Raw genomic sequence first — 19,183 nt, forward strand, 5'->3', positions numbered from 1 at the left:
CGGAAGGCCGGCCCGCCACCGGGGCGGAGGGGGCCGCGGCGCCCGCCGTCCTCGCGGGGGCCGTGCACGCCGTGGCCGGCCGGCGCCCGGCCGCGGGGAGCCGGTCGGGGCGGCGCAGACCGGTACGCGGTGGCCGGTCCACTCTCGCGGCCCTCTGCCGGTGCCGGATATAGGAGCCCGCCGTCGCGTCCGGCCACCCCGGCCGGCGCGAGATGAGCGCCCCTGCATCCCTCACCACCGAACGAGAGCCCATGATGAACTCTCTGCCCACGGCGGCCCGCTCCGTCTCTCCCGCCAGCCCTTCTCCCGCCATCCCCACCGCCCCGACGCCGGGCCCGGCCCCCGCCTCCGGCATCCCCGGCCTGGTCGGCAACACCCCCGTCCTGCACATCTCCGAGCCGCTCACCCCGCCCGGCCGCGGCTTCTGGGCCAAGCTCGAAGGACGCAACCCGGGCGGCATCAAGGACCGGCCCGGACTGCACATGGTCGAACGGGCCCGCGCCCGCGGCGAGTTGCAGCCCGGCGCCCGGATCATCGAATCCACCAGCGGCACCCTGGGCCTCGGCCTGGCGCTCGCCGGAATGGTCCACGGCCACCCGGTCAGCCTGGTCACCGACCCCGGACTGGAGTCCTCGATGACCCGGCTGCTGACCGCGTACGGCGCACAGGTCGAGATCGTCGCCGAGCCGCACCCCAGCGGCGGCTGGCAGCAGGCCCGCCGCGACCGGGTGCGCGGACTGCTCGCGGCGCACCCCGGCTCGTGGTGCCCGGACCAGTACAACAACCCCGACAACACCACCGCCTATCTGCCGCTCGCTCTCGAACTCGCCTCCCAGCTGGGCCATATCGACGTCCTGGTGTGCAGTGTGGGCACCGGCGGGCACTCCGCCGGGGTGTCCCGGGTGCTGCGCCAGCTCTACCCGCAGCTGCGGCTCGTCGGCGTCGACACCATCGGTTCGACCATCTTCGGACAGCCCGCGCGGAGCCGGCTGATGCGCGGGCTGGGATCGAGCATCTATCCGCGCAATGTCGCCTACGACCAGTTCAGCGAGGTGCACTGGGTCGCACCCGGCGAAGCCGTCTGGGCCTGCCGCACGCTGGCGTCCTCGCACTACGCCACCGGCGGCTGGAGCGTCGGAGCGGTCGCGCTGGTCGCCGGCTGGCTGAGCCGGACCGAGCCGGCCGGCACCCGTATCGCGGCCGTCTTCCCCGACGGACCGCAGCGCTACCTGAGCACCGTGTACGACGACCAGTACTGCGCCGCCCACCACCTGCTCGACTCCCCGCCCGCGGACGAGCCGCAGACCCTCAGCCGGCTGGGGGAGCGGGAGGTCACCACCTGGAGCCGGTGCGCGCAGGTCGTCGATCCGCTCGGCCCGTCGGGAGCGGCGGCTGCGTCACGCGCGGAGGACGGCGCGGCGGTTCCGGCCGGCGCGCAGGACCCGTCCGGCGACACCGCCGCCCACGGCACGCGGGAGGTCCGGTGACCGGCATGCTGACCCAGTTCCGCTCCTACGACCGCAGCGCCCGGATGTTGATGGTCAATCAGTTCACCATCAACCTCGGCTTCTACATGCTGATGCCCTATCTGGCCGCGCATCTGTCCGGGACGCTCGGCCTGGCGGGCTGGCTGGTCGGGCTGGTGCTGGGGGTCCGCAACTTCAGCCAGCAGGGGATGTTCCTGGTCGGCGGCACACTGGCCGACCGGTTCGGTTACAAGCCGCTGATCGTGGCCGGCTGTGTGCTGCGGACGCTCGGGTTCGCCACGCTCGGGCTGGTGGACTCGCTGCCCGCGCTGCTGGCGGCGTCCGCGGCCACCGGGCTGGCCGGCGCACTGTTCAACCCGGCGGTGCGGGCCTATCTGGCCGCCGCGGCGGGCGACCGGAGGCTGGAGGCGTTCGCCCTGTTCAACGTCTTCTACCAGGCGGGCATCCTGCTCGGTCCGCTGGTGGGGATGGTGCTCACCGGCGTCAACTTCCGGGTCACCTGCCTGGTTTCGGCCGGCATCTTCGCGTTCCTGAGCGTCGTGCAGATCCGCGCGCTGCCGGCCCGCGGGGACGAGGCCGCGCCAGCCGACGACGCCACCCGGCGGACGGGGCTGCTGTCCCAGTGGCGGGAGGTGCTGGCCAACCCGCCGTTCCTGCTGTTCTCCGGAGCCATGATCGGCTCGTATGTGCTGTCGTTCCAGGTCTATCTGGCGCTGCCGCTGGAGGTACGACGGCTGGGCGGCGACGGGGAGTTCGGCACCGCGGCGGTGGCCGGGCTGTTCGCGGTGTCCGGGCTGAGCACCATCCTGGGGCAGACCAGGGTGACCCGCTGGTGCAAGGCCCGGATGACGGCGGGCCGCGCCCTGGCCCGGGGCCTGCTGACCATGGGGCTGGCGTTCGTCCCGCTGCTGGCCGCCGCGGCGCTGCCGGTGCCGGCCGGCGGCCCCGGCCGCTGGGCCCTGGCGGCCGTCCCGCCGGCGCTCTGTGCGCTGCTGCTCGCCCTCGGGACGATGATCACCTACCCGTTCGAGATGGACACCATCGTCCGGCTGTCCGGCAACCGCCTGGTGGCGACCCACTACGGGCTCTACAACACCATCTGCGGGATCGGCATCACCCTCGGCAATCTGCTCACCGGTGCCGCACTGGACGCCTCCCGGTCGGCCGGCGTGCCCGCGCTGCCCTGGATGGCCCTCCTGGCGCTGGGCCTGGGCTGTAGTGCCGCGTTGTACGGACTGCACCGCACGGGCCGGCTGGCCGCGGTCGGCCGGCCGGCGGCGGCGATGGGCTGATCCGGCGGGTGGCCCTCCCTGCCCCTCGGGGTGGGGAGGGCCACCTCCGTCCCGTACGGGAGGGGGCCCGGTGGGGGAGTGCCGGGCCCCTTACCGCCGTCCGGCCGTCACCAGCCACGCCGCGGAGCCGAGCCTGACGCCGTCCTCGCCCCGGTGGGCGGCCAGGGTGTCCCGGAGCGCGGTGAGCGCGCTCTTCCTCGCCTCGTCGCCGAGCTGGTCCAGCATCTTCCGCGCCAGCGGCATCGCGGTCAGGGACGCCACGGCGTCGTCCTCGTCGGCGCCCATCCACATCGGTTCGTCGACCGCCCCGACCGAGATCCCGTCGAATCCGGCGCCCTCCAGCAGCGCCGTGATGCGGCCGGCGTCGGCGAGCGAGAAGGGCCCCGGCTCGCCCGGAGCGCCGAAGTCCGGTTGTCCCGCATACGGGGCGAGGGCCCCGAACGGCACGGTCAGATACGGGTTCTGCGCCAGATCCCGCCAGCACAGGAAGGCCAGCCGGCCGCCGGGGCGCAGGGCGCGGGCGAGATTGCTGAAGGCGGCCTCCGGATCGGCGAAGAACATCAACCCGAAGCGGCTGATCACGACATCGAACGCGGCGTCCCCGAAGTCATGGACCTGAGCGTCCCCTTGGGCGAAGGCGACCTGCGCAAGTCCGGCCGCCGCGGCCTGCTTCCGGGCCTCGGCCAGCATCGTCCCGGACAGATCGACACCGAGCACCGTGCCCTCGGTGGCGGCCCGCGCCGCCTCCAGGGTCGTCCCGCCGCTGCCGCATCCGAGGTCCAGCACCCGGCTGTCCGCCCGGATTCCGGCCGCCGCCAGCAGCCGCGGGGTGAGCCGGCCGTAGCGCCTCTCCTGGTGTGCGCGCCGGCGGACCCAGTACCGGCCGCTGTCGCCGTTCCAGGCCTCGGCCTGTGCGGCGTTGCCGTCCGCGACCTCGTACGGCGGCCGCTCCGTGGCGTCCCCGTCCGCCTGTCCCTCGTTGCCCCGGCCCATCACGTCCTCCTTGTCCGAAATGCTCCAGTTCCGACTGTACGGCGTCCCCGACCAGCAAGTTCGTCGCACGTACCGCGATGTGTCACACCTGCGACACCCCCCCTTCCCTGGCACTCGTTCCTCTTGGAACACTCTGCTGAACCGTGGTTCCGCACCACTCCACACACAACCGCACACCACCCGTCATTTCGCCAACTCCCCCACACCCGAAGAGGTTCCCCAGCCCATGTCTGAACTGAATCGACGGCGTTTCCTCCAGATAGCCGGCGCCACCGCGGGCGCCTCGGCCCTGTCGAGCAGCATCGCCCGTGCCGCCGCCATCCCCGCCAAGCGACGCTCCGGATCTCTCAAGGACATCGAGCACATCGTCGTGCTGATGCAGGAGAACCGTTCTTTCGACCACTACTTCGGCTCGATGAAGGGCGTACGCGGCTTCGGTGACCCGCGCCCGCTCATCCTCGACAGCGGGAAGTCCGTCTGGCACCAGCCGGACGGCGACAAGGAGGTGCTGCCCTACCACCCGGACGCCGAGAACCTCGGCATGCAGTTCATCGAGGGTCTGGACCACGAGTGGGCGGGCGGCCACAAGGCCTGGAACAACGGCAAGTACGACAACTGGATCCCGGCCAAGACCGCCGGGACGATGGCCCACCTGACGCGCAAGGACATCCCGTTCCACTACGCGCTCGCCGATGCGTTCACCATCTGCGACTCGTACCACTGCTCGTTCATCGGGGCGACCGACCCCAACCGCTACTACATGTACACGGGCCACGTCGGCAACGACGGCTCGGGCGGCGGCCCGGTCCTCGGCAACGAGGAAGCCGGGTACAGCTGGACGACCTACCCGGAGCGGCTGGAGAAGGCCGGGATCTCCTGGAAGTTCTACCAGGACATCGGTGACGGCCTGGACGCGGACGGCAAGTGGGGCTGGATCGAGGACGCCTACCGCGGCAACTACGGCGACAACTCGCTGCTCTTCTTCAACCAGTACCGCGACGCCAAGCCCGGCGACCCGCTGTTCGACAAGGCCCGCACCGGCACCAACGCCAAGCAGGGCGACGGCTACTTCGACCGGCTCAGGGCCGATGTGAAGGCCGACAAGCTGCCCCAGATCTCCTGGGTCGCCGCCCCCGAGGCCTTCTCCGAACACCCCAACTGGCCTGCCAACTACGGCGCCTGGTACGTCTCCCAGGTGCTGGACGCGCTCACCTCCAACCCCGAGGTGTGGAGCAAGACCGCGCTGCTCATCACCTACGACGAGAACGACGGCTACTTCGACCACGTCCTCCCGCCCTTCCCGCCGGCCTCCGCCGACCAGGGCAAGTCGACCGTGGACACCACCCTCGACAGCTTCGGCGGCAACGCCAAGTACGCCGCCGGCCCCTACGGCCTCGGCCAGCGCGTCCCGATGATCGTCGTCTCCCCCTGGAGCACCGGCGGCTACGTCTGCTCCCAGGTCTTCGACCACACCTCCATCATCCAGTTCATGGAGCGCCGCTTCGGCGTCCACGAGCCCAACATCTCGCCCTGGCGGCGCGCCATCTGCGGCGATCTGACCGCCGCCTTCGACTTCAGCCTGGAGAACACCAAGCCGGCCTCGCTCCCCGCCACCGACGGCTACCAGCCGCCGGACAAGGAGCGGCACGACAGCTACGTGCCGAAGCCGCCGGCCAACCCGGTGCTGCCCAAGCAGGAGCCGGGCTCGCGCCCCGCCCGTCCGCTGCCGTACGAGCCGCTCGTCAACGGGTCCGCGACGGCCGACACCGGCCGCTACACCCTCACTTTCAAGAGTGGTGACAAGGCCGGTGCCTGCTTCACCGTCACCGCCGGCAACCGCACCGACGGCCCCTGGTCGTACACCACGGAGGCCGGCAAGCAGATCTCCGACACCTGGAACACCGCCCACTCCAAGGGTGTCTACGACCTGACCGTCTTCGGCCCGAACGGCTTCCTGCGCACCTTCAAGGGCGACGGCAAGAAGACCGGCCCCGAGGTCACCGCCCGCCATGACGCGACCACCGGCCGCGTCGAACTCACCCTGACCAACCCCGGCCGCACCGACTGCCACCTCACCGTCACCCAGGCCTACGGCGGCGCCGGCGAGACCTTCCCGGTCCGCGCGGGCGCCACCGTCAAGCACTCCTTCGACCTGCGCGCCAGCAAGCGCTGGTACGACCTGTCGGTCACCTCCGACACGGACCGCACCTTCCTGCGCCGGTTCGCCGGCCATGTGGAGAACGGTCAGCCGGGCGTGAGCGACCCGGCCCTCATCACGGGCTGAGCGGCCAACGGCCCGCTCCACAAAGCTCATTCCGCCGGTTCCCGCCGGCGGAGAACGGGGCGCCCGCCGGCCTGGCGGGCGCCCCGGCCTTTCGTACGGGCCGTCGGCGCGGCCCCCGCCGGGGGCACCACGACGGCGCGCGCCTTGCCCTGGAGTGCGCTCCAGCTCCTAGCGTGGACCCACGACTTACCGCCGTCGCGGAACGAAGGGAACCTCGTGCGCTACACACTGTTCGGCAGGACCGGTCTGCGGGTCAGCGAGCTGGCTCTGGGAGCCATGACCATGGGCGAGGACTGGGGCTGGGGCGCCGCCAAGGACACCAGCGGCCGCATTCTGGACCTCTATGCCGACGCGGGCGGGAACTTCATCGACACCGCCAACAACTACACCGACGGGGCCTCCGAGCGGATTCTCGGGGAGCTGCTCGACGGCCGGCGGGACCGCTTCGTCCTGGCGAGCAAGTACACCTGCGCGACCCGCATGGGCGATGTGAACGCTGCGGGCAACCACCGCAAGAGCCTGGTCCGGTCGGTGGAGGAGAGCCTGGACCGGCTGCGCACCGACCACCTCGATGTCCTGTGGGTGCATGCCCGGGACAACTACACGCCCGTGGAGGAGGTGATGCGGGCGCTGGACGACGTGGTGCGCTCGGGCAAGGTGCTCTACGTCGGGGTGTCCGACTGGCCCGCCTGGGAGATCGCGCAGGCCAACACCCTTGCCGAGCTGCGCGGGTGGACCGCGTTCGCGGGCTCGCAGCTGCGCTACAACCTGCTGGAGCGGACACCGGAGCGGGAACTGCTCCCGCAGGCCCGCGCCTTCGATCTGGCCGTGCTGGCCTGGGCGCCGCTCGCGGCCGGCAAGCTCACCGGCAAGTACCGCCGCGGGGAGACCGGCCGTCTGGACAGCGTGGACGGCGGCGTCACCCGGGACCACAACGAGGAGGAGACCGTCACCGCGGTGCTGGAGGTCGCCGAGCAGGGCGGCTGGAGCCCCGCACAGGTGGCCCTGGCATGGCTGCGCAGCCGGCCCGGGAACATCGTCCCGATCATCGCCGCCACCAAGGAGAGCCAGCTCCGCGACAACCTCGGCGCCGTCGACGTCACGCTGGACGCCGAGGCGCTGGCCCGGCTCGACCGGACCAGCGCGGTGCCGCTCGGCTTCCCGCACGACTTCCTGCGGCAGCCGGGCATCACCGAGAACGTCTACGGCGACCGCTGGGCCGAGATCGACGACCGGCGCTCCACCTACCGCCGTACGGCGACCGAGATCCGCTGACCCACGCGGAACGCCGCCGCCCGGTGATCGGGTCGGCGGCGTCCGGTGGTTGCTTCAGCGCGGCGGGGTGCCCGGCCGGGTCAGCGCAGCGCGCTGCGCTGCTGCCACTGCTGCCAGTTCTCCTGCCAGACCTCCAGGCCGTTGCCGACATCGGTCTTGTTGGTGTTGGTGGTGCCCTTCACCTCGACCGTGGAGCCGATGGTCAGGAAGTCGTAGGCCCGCTTGGCGTCCGAGGTGGTCATGCCGAAGCAGCCGTGGCTGTTGTTCTCCACGCCGATCGACTTGTTCCACGGGGCGGAGTGCAGGAAGGTCCCGGACGCGGTGAGGTGGGTGACCCACTTGGAGTCCAGCATCCACTCGTTGCCGTGGCCGATGGTGGCGGAGTCCATCGTCTCGGCCGCGTTCTTGCTGCGGACGGTGTGCACCCCGCCGCGGGTCGGGTCCTGCGGGGAACCGGCGGAGCCGCGGATGCTGCCGACGTTCTTGCCGTTCTCGTACATCGTCAGGGTGTGCGAGGGGACGTCGATGACGGCCTTGTGGTCGGCGCCGATGCGGAATCCGAAGTTGTAGTCCCGGGCGAACCAGCCGCCGTCACCGGAGTTGATGCCGGACAGCGCGCCCTTCACGGAGACCTTGGTGCCGGACGGCCAGTAGTCCTTGGGCCGCCAGTCGATCCGGTCCTTGCCGGAGTAGTCCTTGACCCAGCCCCAGGAGCCCTCGACCTTCGGCTCGGTGGTGACCTTCAGCGCCCTCTCGATCTCGGCCTGCCGGTCCTTCGCGATCGGGTTGTCGAAGAGGATGGAGACCGGCATTCCGGTGCCCACCGTCTGCCCGCCGGACGGGGTGTTGGTGAGCTTGTTGACCTTGCCGGCTTTCTCCGTGGTGAACTTCGAGGTGGCCGAGGACTCCTTGCCCCCGTCGGACTTGGCCTTCGTCCGCACGGTGTACGTGGTGTCCGGCATGACCTTGCCGTCCGACTTCCATGCCGCGCCGTTGCCGGACAGCTCTCCGGCGACCTTGCCGCCCTTGTCGTTCTCGACCTCGACCGAGGTGAGCTTGCCGCCCTCGGCCCGTACGGATATCTCCGAGCCGAGCTTGGCCGGGGAGTTCCCGGCCGCCGGCGTGACGGTCACCTTGGCCGCCGGCTGGTCCGCCTTCGACGCTTCAGTACCGGGCCCGCAGGCGGACAGCAGCGCGGCTGCCGCGGTCAGGACGGGTATCAACCGGGCGGAGTGGCGACGTGGTCCGGCGTGCACGGGGGTTCCCTCCAAAGCAGAACAACAGGCAGTGGCGGGGCCCGGCCCTGTGAGGGGTGGCCGTCGAGGGCCGCCAATGCGCCCGCCGCCTTAGCAGAGGGTTTGTCCGCCGAAGTGGTTGTTCCGTGCACCGAAGGAATAGGACACAGTTCGATATCGGTACCGCGAAAGAGCGGCGGACGGCCTTCCGGCCGCCCGCCGCCTCGTATGGCCTCCGATGTGTCCCGGCGTCAGGAGGACCCGCCGCCGGTGGCCCCGCCCTGGGCCGACTGACCGCCGGTGGTGTTGTCGCCGGTCGTGTTCCCGGTGGTGTGGTCACCGGTGGTGTTTCCCGTGGTGTTCTGGCCCGTGGTGTTCCCGGTGGTGCTGCTGCCGGTGGTGTTTTGGCCGGTGGTCCCCGTGCTGGTCTCGCCGGTGCTGGTCCCGGTGCTGCCGCCGTTGGAGGTGTCGGTCGGGCCACCGGTGGTCGCCGTCCCGCCGGTCTCCGACGGCGAGGTGCCGGTGCCCCCGGTGGGCTGTTCGGTGGTCCCGGGGCTGGTCTGGCCGGACGGGGGTGACTGGCCCGGCGGGGGCTGGGACGACGCGGGCCCGCTGGGCGTCTCGGGCGGTGCGGTCGTCGGGTGGTCCTCGGAACCGGTGGTGCCGGCCGGGCGCTTGAACCAGGTGCCCGTCTTCGGGTCGCGCAGCGTGAATTCCTTGATCTTGGACTTCGCGGGGGTGACGACGACCGAGTTCGAGGACTGGTATCCGGGCCACGGGCTGCCGACGGTCTTCACGTTCCCCTTGAGCGCCGTCGGCGGTGTCAGCGGGTTTCCGCACTTGCACCGCACCCTCGGCACGCCGTACGAGTCGACCATGACCGCGGTGCCGGACTGCAGGACCGACTGGAAGGTGGTCGCCTTGCCGTCCTTGAAGCCGTGGTTGGTGACCCGGGTGTCATAGGTGAGCTGAATGGGCGTCAGCGACCGCAGGTAGGACGGGACGTCGTTCGGCTGCTTGCCCAGGACCCCGGCGAACGCGCGGTTCTTGGCGGCGTCGCCGGACAGGAAGCTGATCTGTTTCTCGACGTCGCAGCTCGCGCTGTTCTCGGTACCGCCGTAGAGGCCGGGCGTCGCGCCGGAGAACTCGCTGTGCCCGCCGCCGGACGGCTTTCTCGGCGTGGCGGACGGGAGCGGAGCGGACTCGGCCGCCGACGACTTGGTGACCGGGTCCGGGCCGGTGGAGGCGGCCGGCTGGGCGAACACCTCGCTGGTGCCGCCGCCCGGACGGGTGAAGACGATGATGAGGACCACGGCCACGACCACCGCGCCCGCGATGAGCGCGACCCGCGGCACGGACTTCCACCAGGGCCCGCCGGCGCCGGCACCTCCGCCGCGGCCGCCCCCGCCGCCTCCGCCGCCGCCCCCGCCGCCCTTGCCGGGTCCGCCCGGCGGAGGCTGCTGGTAACCGGGCGCGGTGGGCTCCTCCGGCTGTGCCTGACCGGGCCAGGAGCCCACCTGGGTCGGCTCGTGCCCGGGACTGGACGGCGTACCGGAGAGCGGGCCCGACGGCGGTCCTGTCGGGTGGCTGTCAGGCGGCGGGGGAGATGTCACGGGTGCCTCTTCCGACGCGTGTGGGCCATCCGGCTATGCGAATTTTGCCCGAGTTTGTCGATGTCAAGGACATTGTGTGCCCGGGGGTTGCGCCGTCCGCAAGCGGGGCGGCACGTCGCTGCTTACGGTGGGGCGTGCATGCCGTCCCTGCGGTGGTCGCACGGAAACGCGTGTTCCGCGGCGGGGACGGAGCACCTCCGCCGCCCGTCGGCGCATGCGCCATCCCACCGCGGGACCGTATGTACCGCGGTCCCGTGACCGGCAGAAAAGAGGTTGAGCCAGATGCGAGGCCCCGCGTCAGCCGGTTCCCCGGGCCCGGACCGCTCCCATGGCGCACCGCCCGCCGTCCGGGCCTGGGCCCAGGCCCTCGGCGCGGCCGTGGCGGGCATGGTCAGCATGATCGTGGTCGCCGTGATCGGCCTGTGGGCGGCGGGCGCCGCGGACCTCCCCGGCGGGGCGTTCCCGTCCGTGGTCGCGGCCACCGTGCTCGTCGCGGCCGGCGGCTCGGTGGGGCTGTCCGGCGACGCCGGGGTCATCGCCGAGGCCCGGGCCGGCCTGGACGTCGTACCGCTGTCGGTCACGCTCGCCGGAGCGCTGGCGCTCGCCGCCGTCTTCCTGCTGCCGCTGCGCCACCGGGCGGTGGCCGGCACCCGGGAGCTGCTCGCCAGGATCGCCCGTACGGCCGTGTGCTGGCTGGTACTTCTGCTGCTGGTCTCGCTCGCCGCCCGGCACAGCTTCCGGATCTCGGTGGGTAACGACCTCGCCGAGCAGATCGGCAGCGAGCTGGGCGCCACCCCCACCGTCGGCTTCCGCGCCGAGGTGCCCGCGACGCTCGCCGTCGGGCTGCTGTGGGTGCTGGCGCTGCTCGCGCTGACCTTCCTCGTCTCCCGCCGCGCCCCGCTCTCACCCCGGCTGCTGCACTATCAGGACTCCGTACGGCCACCCGCGTTCGCCATGGTGCTGACGCTGCTCGGCTACGCCGTGATCGGGCTGGTCGCCGGCGTGGTCGAGCTGATCACCAACGACCGCCCGGCCCAGACCCTCGCGGTCATCTTCCTCGGGCTGCCCAACCTGGCCTGGATGGCGCTGGGCATCGGCACCGGCGGCGCCTGGGTGGGGCATGTCGACAAGGCGCTGGGACTGCCCCTGCCGAACCTCCTCGACCAGGTGCTCCGCACCCACGGGCAGCGCACCCTCGACCTCGGGTCACTCGCCGAACACGACCGGCGGGCCTGGCTGCTGGTGGCGGTGGCGGCCGTGGTGCTGTTCGCCGCCGCCTTCACCGCGGCGGTCCGCTCCCCGGTCCGGCGGCCCGCGTGGCGGCACGGGGCCGAGATGGCGGTGGCACTGGCGGTCACCCTCTTCGCCGTCGGTCTGCTCACCCGGATCTCCGCCCACTACGGGCTCTCCGTGATCGGCATCGGCGACCTCGGCGGCGACCTGGGCGGCGAGGTCACGCTGGAGCCCCAGTTGCCCCGGCTGGTGGGGGTGGGCCTGGTCTGGGGGCTGGTGATGGGCTCCCTCGGCGGCCTGGCGGCGCGGGGCGTACGGCATCGGGGTGAGGTACCGGAGCCGCCCGGGGCACCGGAGCCGCCCGGGGCACCGGAGCCGCCCGGGGCACCGGAGCCGCCCGGGGCGCCGGAGCCGCCGGGGGCGCCGAAGCCGTGACGGCCGGCGCCCGCTACCCCGCGCGGCCCGGGAACATCGGGGTCGCCCAGCGTGGCGGTGGCGGCGGCGCCGCGCTGCGCCGGCCGCCCGGGTCCGCCGGGACGTCGACCTGGGTCATGGGGTGGGGCTGGGGGGTGCCGGCCGGCGTCGGGGGGACCGTGGCCCGGCCGGCCGCGCGCAGCGCCGCCACGAAACCGCGGCAGGTCTCGTAGCGGTTCTCCGGGGCCTTGGCCAGGGACTGCGCGAACACCGCGTCGACCGTCTCCGGCAGATCGGGCCGCAGCTGTGTCATGGCGGGCGGCGGGTCGTACTGATGCGCCCACAGCAGCGCCATGTCGTCGTCGCGGCGGAACGGCGGCGCCCCTGTGAGCATCTCGAACAGGACGCAGGCCAGGCTGTAGACATCGCAGCGGCCGTCCACCGGGCGGCCGGAGATCTGCTCCGGCGCCACGTAGTCCAGCGTGCCGACGAACTGGCCGACGCTGGTGAACCCGGTCAGCGACAGGGACTTCTTCGTCAGACCGAAGTCGGTGAGGTAGGCGTGTTCGGGGCGGTCGCTGTCGGTGCCCTCGGCGATCAGGATGTTGCCCGGTTTCACGTCCCGGTGCACCAGGTCGTGCGCGTGCGCGGCGTCCAGCGCGGAGGCCACCTGGAGGGCGATCCGGCAGGCGGTCTCCAGGGACAGCGGCCCGTCGCGGTCGAGCAGTGCCCGCAGGTCCCGCCCCTGGACGTAGCGCATCGCGATGAAGAGCACGCCCTCGGTCTCCCCGGCCTCGAAGACCGGCACGATGTGCGGGTGGTCGATCGCCGCGGCGACCCGCGACTCATGGGCGAAGCGCTGCCGGAAGGTGTCGTTCCGGGCGAGTTCGGGCGCCAGCAGCTTCACCGCGACGGTACGGCCGAGCCGCAGGTCCTCCGCACGGTAGACCACCGCCATCCCGCCCCGGCCGATCTCGTCCTGGAGCAGGTACTCGGCGATCCGCCGCCCGCGCAGCCCCGAGGAGTCGGGAGCGGTGGAGCGCTCGTGGGACCGGCCGTCCTCGCCGTTCACCGGATGTCACCCACAGGGTTCGGCGGCGTGGGCGGCCGCTCACCGGGGTGCATCGCGCGGGTCGGCGGCGGCGCGGGCGGCCCCTCCGGAGGACCTGATGCCTCGGGGCCAGGTTCCGGGCCGGGTTCCCTGGCGGACGGCGGATCGGCCGCCGCTCCCGGCACCTCCGCTTCCCCTCCCGCCGGGTCCGGTGCCGCCGGCTCCGCCCCGGACCCCGGACGCTCCCCGGACCGTGACGACGGCCCCGCCGTCACCGCGTACGTCTGCAGCGACACCCCGTCGCAGTAGCACCACCGCTCGTGCCGGGCGTCGTAGAGCCAGACCGCGTCGCCGTCGGCCACCACGCCCAGCCGGGTGCCCCGGGTGCGCCGGCTGAACGACTCGCCGTCCAGCTGTCCGGCGGCCAGCTCCTCGATCAGCTTCCGGTACCGGCTCAGTTCACCCTCCGCGGCGCCCAGCAGTGGGCGGGGGTCCGCGGTCCGGGCGGCGCCCTGTTGGGCGGCCGGCGGTTCCCGCGGCACGGCCAGCAGCAGCCGGCCGTCGACCCAGGTCGACCAGCCGTTGGAGCACAACGCCAGGGCCCAGTCGCCGCGGCGGTCGACGATCTGGACCGGCAGCAGCGGATCGAGCGGTGCCGACGGCCGGGTGGTGTCCGGCGCCGACCAGCTCGCCATCCCCTCCGGCGGGACGACATGACTGGGGAGGAATTCCGGAGAGGTCACAGACGGCTCCTCGGCACTACTTGCGCATGATCTCTGGCTCGTGCCGCCGCAGCAGCTTGGTGACCACGAAGCCCAGAATCAGGGAGAGCACGATCATCATCCCCATGTTCAGCAGCCAGGTCGCCGGCTTGTGCTGGAACAGCGGGTCCGCGGTGCCCTGCGGCATGATGCGGTGCAGATCGATGGTGCCCGCCATCGCCCCGAGCGCCCACCGGGACGGCACCAGCCACGCCAGCTGCTCCAGCACGGGCACCCCGTTCAGCTTGAGCAGCGCACCGCAGAACACGACCTGGACGATCGCGAGCAGCACCAGCAGCGGCATGGTGACCTCTTCCTTCCGCACCAGCGCGGAAACGAACAGGCCGAGCATCATGGCGGTGAACGCCAACAGCGCCACCGCGAGGGTGATTTCGATCAGTGGCGGCATCAACACCCCTTTGCCGCCGGGCGCGTTCAGCTTGACGCCGATCAGCGCCACCAGGGTCAGCACCACGGCCTGGACGATCGTGATGAGCCCCAGCACCAGCACCTTCGACATCAGATACGCCGAGCGGGACAGGCCGACGGCTCTCTCCCGCTGATAGATGGTCCGCTCCTTGACCAGCTCCCGTACCGCGTTGGCGGCGCCGGTCAGCACCGCGCCGACGCACAGGATCAGCAGCGCGTTGACCGCCGAGTCCTGGGTGAGCGCGGACCCGGCCAGGGCGTGCGCCATCGCGCCCATCACGAACGGCAGCGCGACCATGATGATCAGGAAGGTCCGGTCGGCGGTCAGCGCCGCGGCATAGCGCCGGACCAGGGTGTGCAGCTGTCTGCCCCAGCTCTGTGCCTTGGGCGCGGACACCGGGCCCGCCGGGGCCTCGGGGGCGCGCGGCGGCTGATGGGAGTCCGCGGAGACATAGCGCCGGTGCTGCGGCGAGGCGCGGAACCGCCCCGCCCAGTCACGGCCCTTGTCGTTCTCGAAGGCCTCGAACGCCTCCGGCCACTGCTCGAACCCGAAGTAGGACAGCGCCTCCTGCGGCGGTCCGTAGTAGGCGATGGTGCCGCCCGGCGCCAGGACCAGCAGCCGGTCGCAGACGTCCAGGCTCAGCACGCTGTGGGTGACGACGATGACCGTACGGCCGTCGTCCGCCAGGCCGCGCAGCATATGCATCACGGAGCGGTCCATTCCGGGGTCGAGCCCGGAGGTCGGCTCGTCGAGGAAGAGCAGCGACGGCTTGGTCAGCAGCTCCAGGGCCACGCTGACCCGCTTGCGCTGGCCGCCCGAGAGGCTGTGGATCGGCTGGTTCACCCGCTGGTCGAGGCCCAGTTCATGGATCACCTCGTCGACCCGCGCCTGCCGCTCCTCTTTGGCGGTGTCCTCGGGGAAGCGCAGCTCGGCGGCGTAGCTGAGGGCCCGGCGCACGGTCAGCTGAAGATGCAGGATGTCGTCCTGCGGGACGAGTCCGATGCGCTGGCGCAGCTCGGCGTAGTCGCGGTAGAGGTCACGGCCGTCGTAGAGCACCGTGCCGTCGTCCGCGGGGCGCAGTCCGGTCAGCGCGTTGAGCAGGGTCGACTTGCCCGCACCGCTCGGGCCGACCACGGCGAGCAGCGTCTTCTCGCCCACCGGGAAGGTCATCTGCTCCATCAGCGTCTTGCGGCCGTTGTCGACGCGTACGGCCAGGTCCTGTACGTCCAGCGAGACCTCGCCGGTGTCGATGAACTCCTGGAGTTCATCGCCGACCAGGGCGAACGCGGAGTGGCCGATACCGACGATGTCGCCGGGGATCATCGGGGCCCGGTCCACCGGCTGCCCGTTGAGGTAGGTGCCGTTGTGGCTGCCGAGGTCGACGATCTCGAAGCCCTTGGCGCCGGCCCGCAGCTCCGCGTGCCGGCGGGAGACCGAGAGGTCGTCGACGACCAGGTCGTTCTCGGGTGCGCGGCCGATCCGGGTGGTCCGGGCGGCGGGCAGCGGCCGTACGGAGCTGGGCTGCCGGAAGGTATGGGTGCCGGCCGGGTGCGAGACGGCGGAGGGCCGCTCGGCGCGGGTCGGCGGCGCCGGTGGTGGCGGGGCCGACGGCGTGGGCGGAGTGGGCGGAGTGGGCGGCGCCGGTGGTGGTGACACCCCGGAGAGCACCGCACACGGCCCGTCGGCGGGGTTGCCGAAGCGGATGACGCTGCCCGGCCCGACCCCGGTCTCGTGCACCCGCCGCCCGTCGGCGAACGTGCCGTTCGTGCTGTCCTCGTCCTCCACCGTCCAGTGGCCCGACTTGGTCCGCAGCACCGCGTGGTGCCAGGAAACCCGGGCGTCGTGCAGCACGAGTTCGCATGCGGGGTCCCGCCCGACGTGGTAGGTGCGGCTGGGGCTCATCACCTGTGTGCTGCCGTCGGACTCGATGACGAGTTCCGGCGCGGAGGGCGCGTCCTGCCGCTCGGCCATACCAAAATGCTACGGCCGTGGGCCGGGCTCCGCCTGTTCTCCGCGGAGCCGGGTCCGGGCCTCCGAAGTCCCCTTAACAAAACGGCATTTCGGGGCATGATCACCCTTTGTCCGAGCGAATACGACCGGTTACTCGCGAGAAAGGGCACAGGTCAACTAGGGTGAACGCCCCGATTGGTCCCACCAGCAAATTCCATGGAAATGCCGGAATTTGCCGCGCGGCCGGAAGAAGTCCTGTGGAACCCGGGACGCACAATGCAGTGCAGGGCTACGTGGTGCCGGTAACACCGCTGAACGTCGGCTTTGTAAGACCCAGCCGGTCCGTCCGTCCCACCGGGACACGACGGGCCGGTCCCTTCTTATTCACCTACCTCCCGAAGGCAAGGCAGAGATGGCACGAGTCTCCCGACACGACCCCGAGCAGTTCTCCCAGCAGCGGGCTCACCCCGTCGACGAGGTACTTCCCGTCGGCAAACTCACCCTCTACGGATTCCAGCACGTCCTCGCGTTCTACGCGGGCGCGGTGATCGTCCCGATCATCCTCGGGAACGCCCTGGGTCTCTCCCGCGAGGAACTCGTCTATCTGATCAACGCGGACCTGCTGACCTGCGGTGTCGCCTCGATCATCCAGGCCCTCGGCGTCTGGAAGATCGGCGCCAGGCTGCCGCTGGTCCAGGGCGTCACCTTCACCGCGGTCTCCCCGATGATCGCCATCGGGCTGGGCGCGGGCGGCGGCACCGCCGGTCTGCTCGTCGTCTACGGCGCGGTGATCACCGCGGGCATCGCGACCTTCCTCTTCGCGCCGTTCTTCAGCAAGCTGGTGAAGTACTTCCCGCCGATCGTCATCGGCACGATCCTCACCGTCATCGGCCTGACCCTGATACCCCAGGGGCTCCAGGACGCGGCCGGCGGTGCGCAGTTGAAGGGGCACCCCGAATACGGCGACACCAAGAACCTCGCCTACGCGCTGGGCACCCTGCTCTTCATCCTGGTCGTGGTGCGGATCGGGAAGCCCTACCTGAGCAGCCTCGCCGTCCTGCTCGGCCTGGTCGCCGGTACCGGCGTCGCTTGGCTCCTCGGCGATGTGGACTTCAGCGGGGTGCAGAGCGCCGACTGGTTCGGCGTCAGCACGCCTTTCCACTACGGAATGCCGAAGTTCGAGGTCTTCCCCATCATCGCCATGGTCGTCGTCATGCTGATCACCATGGTGGAGACCACCGGAGACGTCTACGCCATCGGGGAGATCACCCGTAAAAAGGTCGACAACAGCACGGTCGCCAATGCCCTGCGCGCCGACGGTGTCGCCACCGTCCTCGGCGGAATCCTCAATTCCTTTCCCTATGTGGCCTTTGCCGAGAACATCGGCCTGGTGCGTATGTCCAAGATCATGAGCCGTTTCGTGGTGGTCGCGGCCGGCGGCTTCATGATCGTCATGGGACTGCTGCCGAAGGCGGGCAGTGTGGTGGCCGCCATTCCGCATCCGGTGCTCGGCGGTGCCGCGATCGCGATGTTCGGCATGGTCGCCGCGGTCGGTATCCAGATCCTCGGCAAGGTGGACCTGCGCGAGGAGCGCAACGCCCTGATCCTCGCGGTCAGCCTCGCCGCCGCGCTGCTGCCGCAGGCGGTCGCGCCGTTCTTCGAGCGGATGCCCGAGGACGTCCGGGCGGTCCTCAACAGCGGCATCACGCTCGGCAGTCTGACCGCCGTCCTGCTGAACCTCTTCTTCAACGTCTTCACCCGCCGCACGACGATGGAGATCGACTGGGACGAGATCGAGGCCGACGAACCGGCGGACACCCACGAGCCGTTCGGTGCCCCCGCACCGGGTGCCCCCGCACCGGCGGGCCCGCACGGGCAGTACGGCGCACCCGCAGCGGCAGGCCCGCACGAGCAGTACGGCGCACCCGGACCGGCCGACCCGTACGCCCCGCAGGCGCCCCACCGTCCCGCCCCGCCGCACGCTCCGGGCCCGCAGCACCCGCAGGGCGGCCCGGACTGGGGAGCCCCCGGCCGCTGAGTCCGCCCACGGCAAGGGCAACGGGCGGGGAGGGAACCGGACATCCGGCTCCCTCCCCGCCCGTTTTCGCCGGTGCCGCACCGGCCTCCGTCAGTAGGTGGGCACGGTGTTGAACGGCGGCGCCTCGCCCGCCTCCCCGATCAGATCCCAGAAGTGGTCGACCAGCCGCCGCAGATACGCCGAGCGCTCGGCCGCGACCTCCTTGAGCCGGGAGTCGTCGTTCCGCGCCACCACATGCCCCATGTAGCGCTCGGAGAACTCCGCGAACTCCGCGTGCATCGTGCGCAGCGCGTCGCTCACCCGTGTCTTGTTCAGTGTGGTGATCTTGGCGACCGGCCCGACATGCGACTTCCAGCGCCCGTCGATGGCCGCCCGCAGATGCCCGGACAGCTCCTCGTCCCGGCCCATCACCCCGATCAGCTTCCGCAGCGACAGCCCCAGCGCCTCCACCAGCGCCTTGGTCTGCCGGTAGTCGCCGCTCCACTGCCGCGCCGACTCGGCCGCCCAGTACTCCGCCGGGTCCATGCCGATCAGCTGCGACAGCCGCTCCACGCTCATCTGACGGGCCTGCCGGTGCTCGGCCAGGGTCCGCGGCTCGACACCCATCAGCACCGTCAGCGGGCACCACAGCACATCCGCCAGGGCGAACAGCTGCGGCTCGGTCGGCACCTGGGAGCCGTACTCCCAGGCCTCGACCATCTCGGGGCGGACCGGCGTGCCGCACGCCGTCATGGACTGGGCGACCTGAGCTGTACTCAGGCCCACCCGGGCCCGCGCGGATCTGGCCCCGGCAGGGGAGAACGGAGTGCTGTACACGACTACGGGACACCTCGCTGCACCCGGCGAACGAGGGGTGCTTGGGGGGACGGCATGGAGGAACATCCAGGAGCGGGAAGATTAACAGATGGGTGATAGGTACGAATCTCCATATCCCCTGCGCTTCGAAGGTGAGCGGGGCCGCACGCCCCCGTAGGCGGGAGATGTGCGCTATCTGTCCGATTTCACGCCTCAACTGGCTTACTGGGTATAGCCGATGCTCCGGTGCTTACCGGGCGGTAGTGATGCGTTGAGACCGCGTGGACGACGGGACGTGATCAGAGCGTTACGCCGACGGCGGCCGGCGGTTC

General features: G+C 71.5%; 13 protein-coding genes. 6 read left to right on the forward strand and 7 right to left on the reverse strand.

Annotated features, from left to right (window positions below):
• Window positions 1-254 precede the first annotated feature (254 nt).
• On the forward strand, window positions 255-1,487 hold the full coding sequence (locus ACFW5B_RS09215; protein ID WP_386435774.1) for a PLP-dependent cysteine synthase family protein: 1,233 nt from the start codon (window positions 255-257) through the stop codon (window positions 1,485-1,487).
• The gene (locus ACFW5B_RS09220) at window positions 1,484-2,779 is read left to right on the forward strand and encodes an MFS transporter (protein WP_386435614.1); all 1,296 of its coding nucleotides are present in this window, start codon (window positions 1,484-1,486) and stop codon (window positions 2,777-2,779) included. The genes ACFW5B_RS09215 and ACFW5B_RS09220 overlap by 4 nt, the downstream gene beginning before the upstream one ends.
• A 90-nt stretch (window positions 2,780-2,869) precedes the next feature.
• Here ACFW5B_RS09220 and ACFW5B_RS09225 read toward each other — a convergent pair whose 3' ends face one another.
• Complete coding sequence (locus ACFW5B_RS09225; RefSeq protein WP_386435617.1) at window positions 2,870-3,772, reverse strand: class I SAM-dependent methyltransferase; 903 nt, start codon at window positions 3,770-3,772, stop codon at window positions 2,870-2,872.
• A gap of 226 nt (window positions 3,773-3,998) precedes the next feature.
• On the opposite strand from ACFW5B_RS09225, the gene ACFW5B_RS09230 reads away from it, so the two are divergent.
• Together ACFW5B_RS09230 and ACFW5B_RS09235 are read left to right on the forward strand one after the other, a co-directional pair.
• Window positions 3,999-6,056, forward strand: a complete 2,058-nt coding sequence (locus ACFW5B_RS09230; RefSeq protein WP_386435620.1) for a phosphocholine-specific phospholipase C — start codon at window positions 3,999-4,001, stop codon at window positions 6,054-6,056.
• Between the two features lie 216 nt (window positions 6,057-6,272).
• Window positions 6,273-7,331, forward strand: a complete 1,059-nt coding sequence (locus tag ACFW5B_RS09235) for an aldo/keto reductase (protein ID WP_386435622.1) — start codon at window positions 6,273-6,275, stop codon at window positions 7,329-7,331.
• Between the two features lie 80 nt (window positions 7,332-7,411).
• On the opposite strand, the gene ACFW5B_RS09240 is transcribed toward ACFW5B_RS09235, so the two are convergent.
• A complete protein-coding gene (locus ACFW5B_RS09240; RefSeq protein WP_386435625.1) occupies window positions 7,412-8,587 on the reverse strand; it encodes an Ig-like domain-containing protein in 1,176 nt (391 codons plus the stop codon).
• Between the two features lie 230 nt (window positions 8,588-8,817).
• Window positions 8,818-10,083: a DUF6777 domain-containing protein gene (locus tag ACFW5B_RS09245; protein ID WP_386435628.1), complete on the reverse strand. Its 1,266-nt coding sequence runs from the start codon at window positions 10,081-10,083 to the stop codon at window positions 8,818-8,820.
• 378 nt (window positions 10,084-10,461) lie between these two features.
• On the opposite strand from ACFW5B_RS09245, the gene ACFW5B_RS09250 reads away from it, so the two are divergent.
• The gene (locus ACFW5B_RS09250; protein WP_386435631.1) at window positions 10,462-11,847 is read left to right on the forward strand and encodes a streptophobe family protein; all 1,386 of its coding nucleotides are present in this window, start codon (window positions 10,462-10,464) and stop codon (window positions 11,845-11,847) included.
• A gap of 13 nt (window positions 11,848-11,860) precedes the next feature.
• On the opposite strand, the gene ACFW5B_RS09255 is transcribed toward ACFW5B_RS09250, so the two are convergent.
• From ACFW5B_RS09255 to ACFW5B_RS09265, 3 genes are read right to left on the reverse strand one after another with little or no spacing between them, the layout of a single operon-like run.
• The gene (locus tag ACFW5B_RS09255) at window positions 11,861-12,898 is read right to left on the reverse strand and encodes a serine/threonine-protein kinase (protein WP_386435634.1); all 1,038 of its coding nucleotides are present in this window, start codon (window positions 12,896-12,898) and stop codon (window positions 11,861-11,863) included.
• Window positions 12,895-13,620 carry a hypothetical protein gene (locus ACFW5B_RS09260; RefSeq protein ID WP_386435636.1) on the reverse strand — a complete coding sequence of 242 codons (726 nt, stop codon included), beginning with the start codon at window positions 13,618-13,620 and terminating at the stop codon, window positions 12,895-12,897. The genes ACFW5B_RS09255 and ACFW5B_RS09260 overlap by 4 nt, the downstream gene beginning before the upstream one ends.
• Before the next feature lie 16 nt (window positions 13,621-13,636).
• A complete protein-coding gene (locus ACFW5B_RS09265; protein ID WP_386435638.1) occupies window positions 13,637-16,039 on the reverse strand; it encodes an FHA domain-containing protein in 2,403 nt (800 codons plus the stop codon).
• Between the two features lie 391 nt (window positions 16,040-16,430).
• Between ACFW5B_RS09265 and ACFW5B_RS09270 the strand changes: the two genes are divergently transcribed.
• A complete protein-coding gene (locus ACFW5B_RS09270; RefSeq protein WP_386435641.1) occupies window positions 16,431-18,056 on the forward strand; it encodes a nucleobase:cation symporter-2 family protein in 1,626 nt (541 codons plus the stop codon).
• A 90-nt stretch (window positions 18,057-18,146) separates the two neighbouring features.
• Here ACFW5B_RS09270 and ACFW5B_RS09275 read toward each other — a convergent pair whose 3' ends face one another.
• On the reverse strand, window positions 18,147-18,872 hold the full coding sequence (locus ACFW5B_RS09275; protein ID WP_386435644.1) for a transcriptional regulator: 726 nt from the start codon (window positions 18,870-18,872) through the stop codon (window positions 18,147-18,149).
• Between the last annotated feature and the right edge of the window lie 311 nt (window positions 18,873-19,183).

The organism is Streptomyces sp. NPDC058773, assembly GCF_042746015.1.
Lineage (GTDB): Bacteria > Actinomycetota > Actinomycetes > Streptomycetales > Streptomycetaceae > Streptomyces.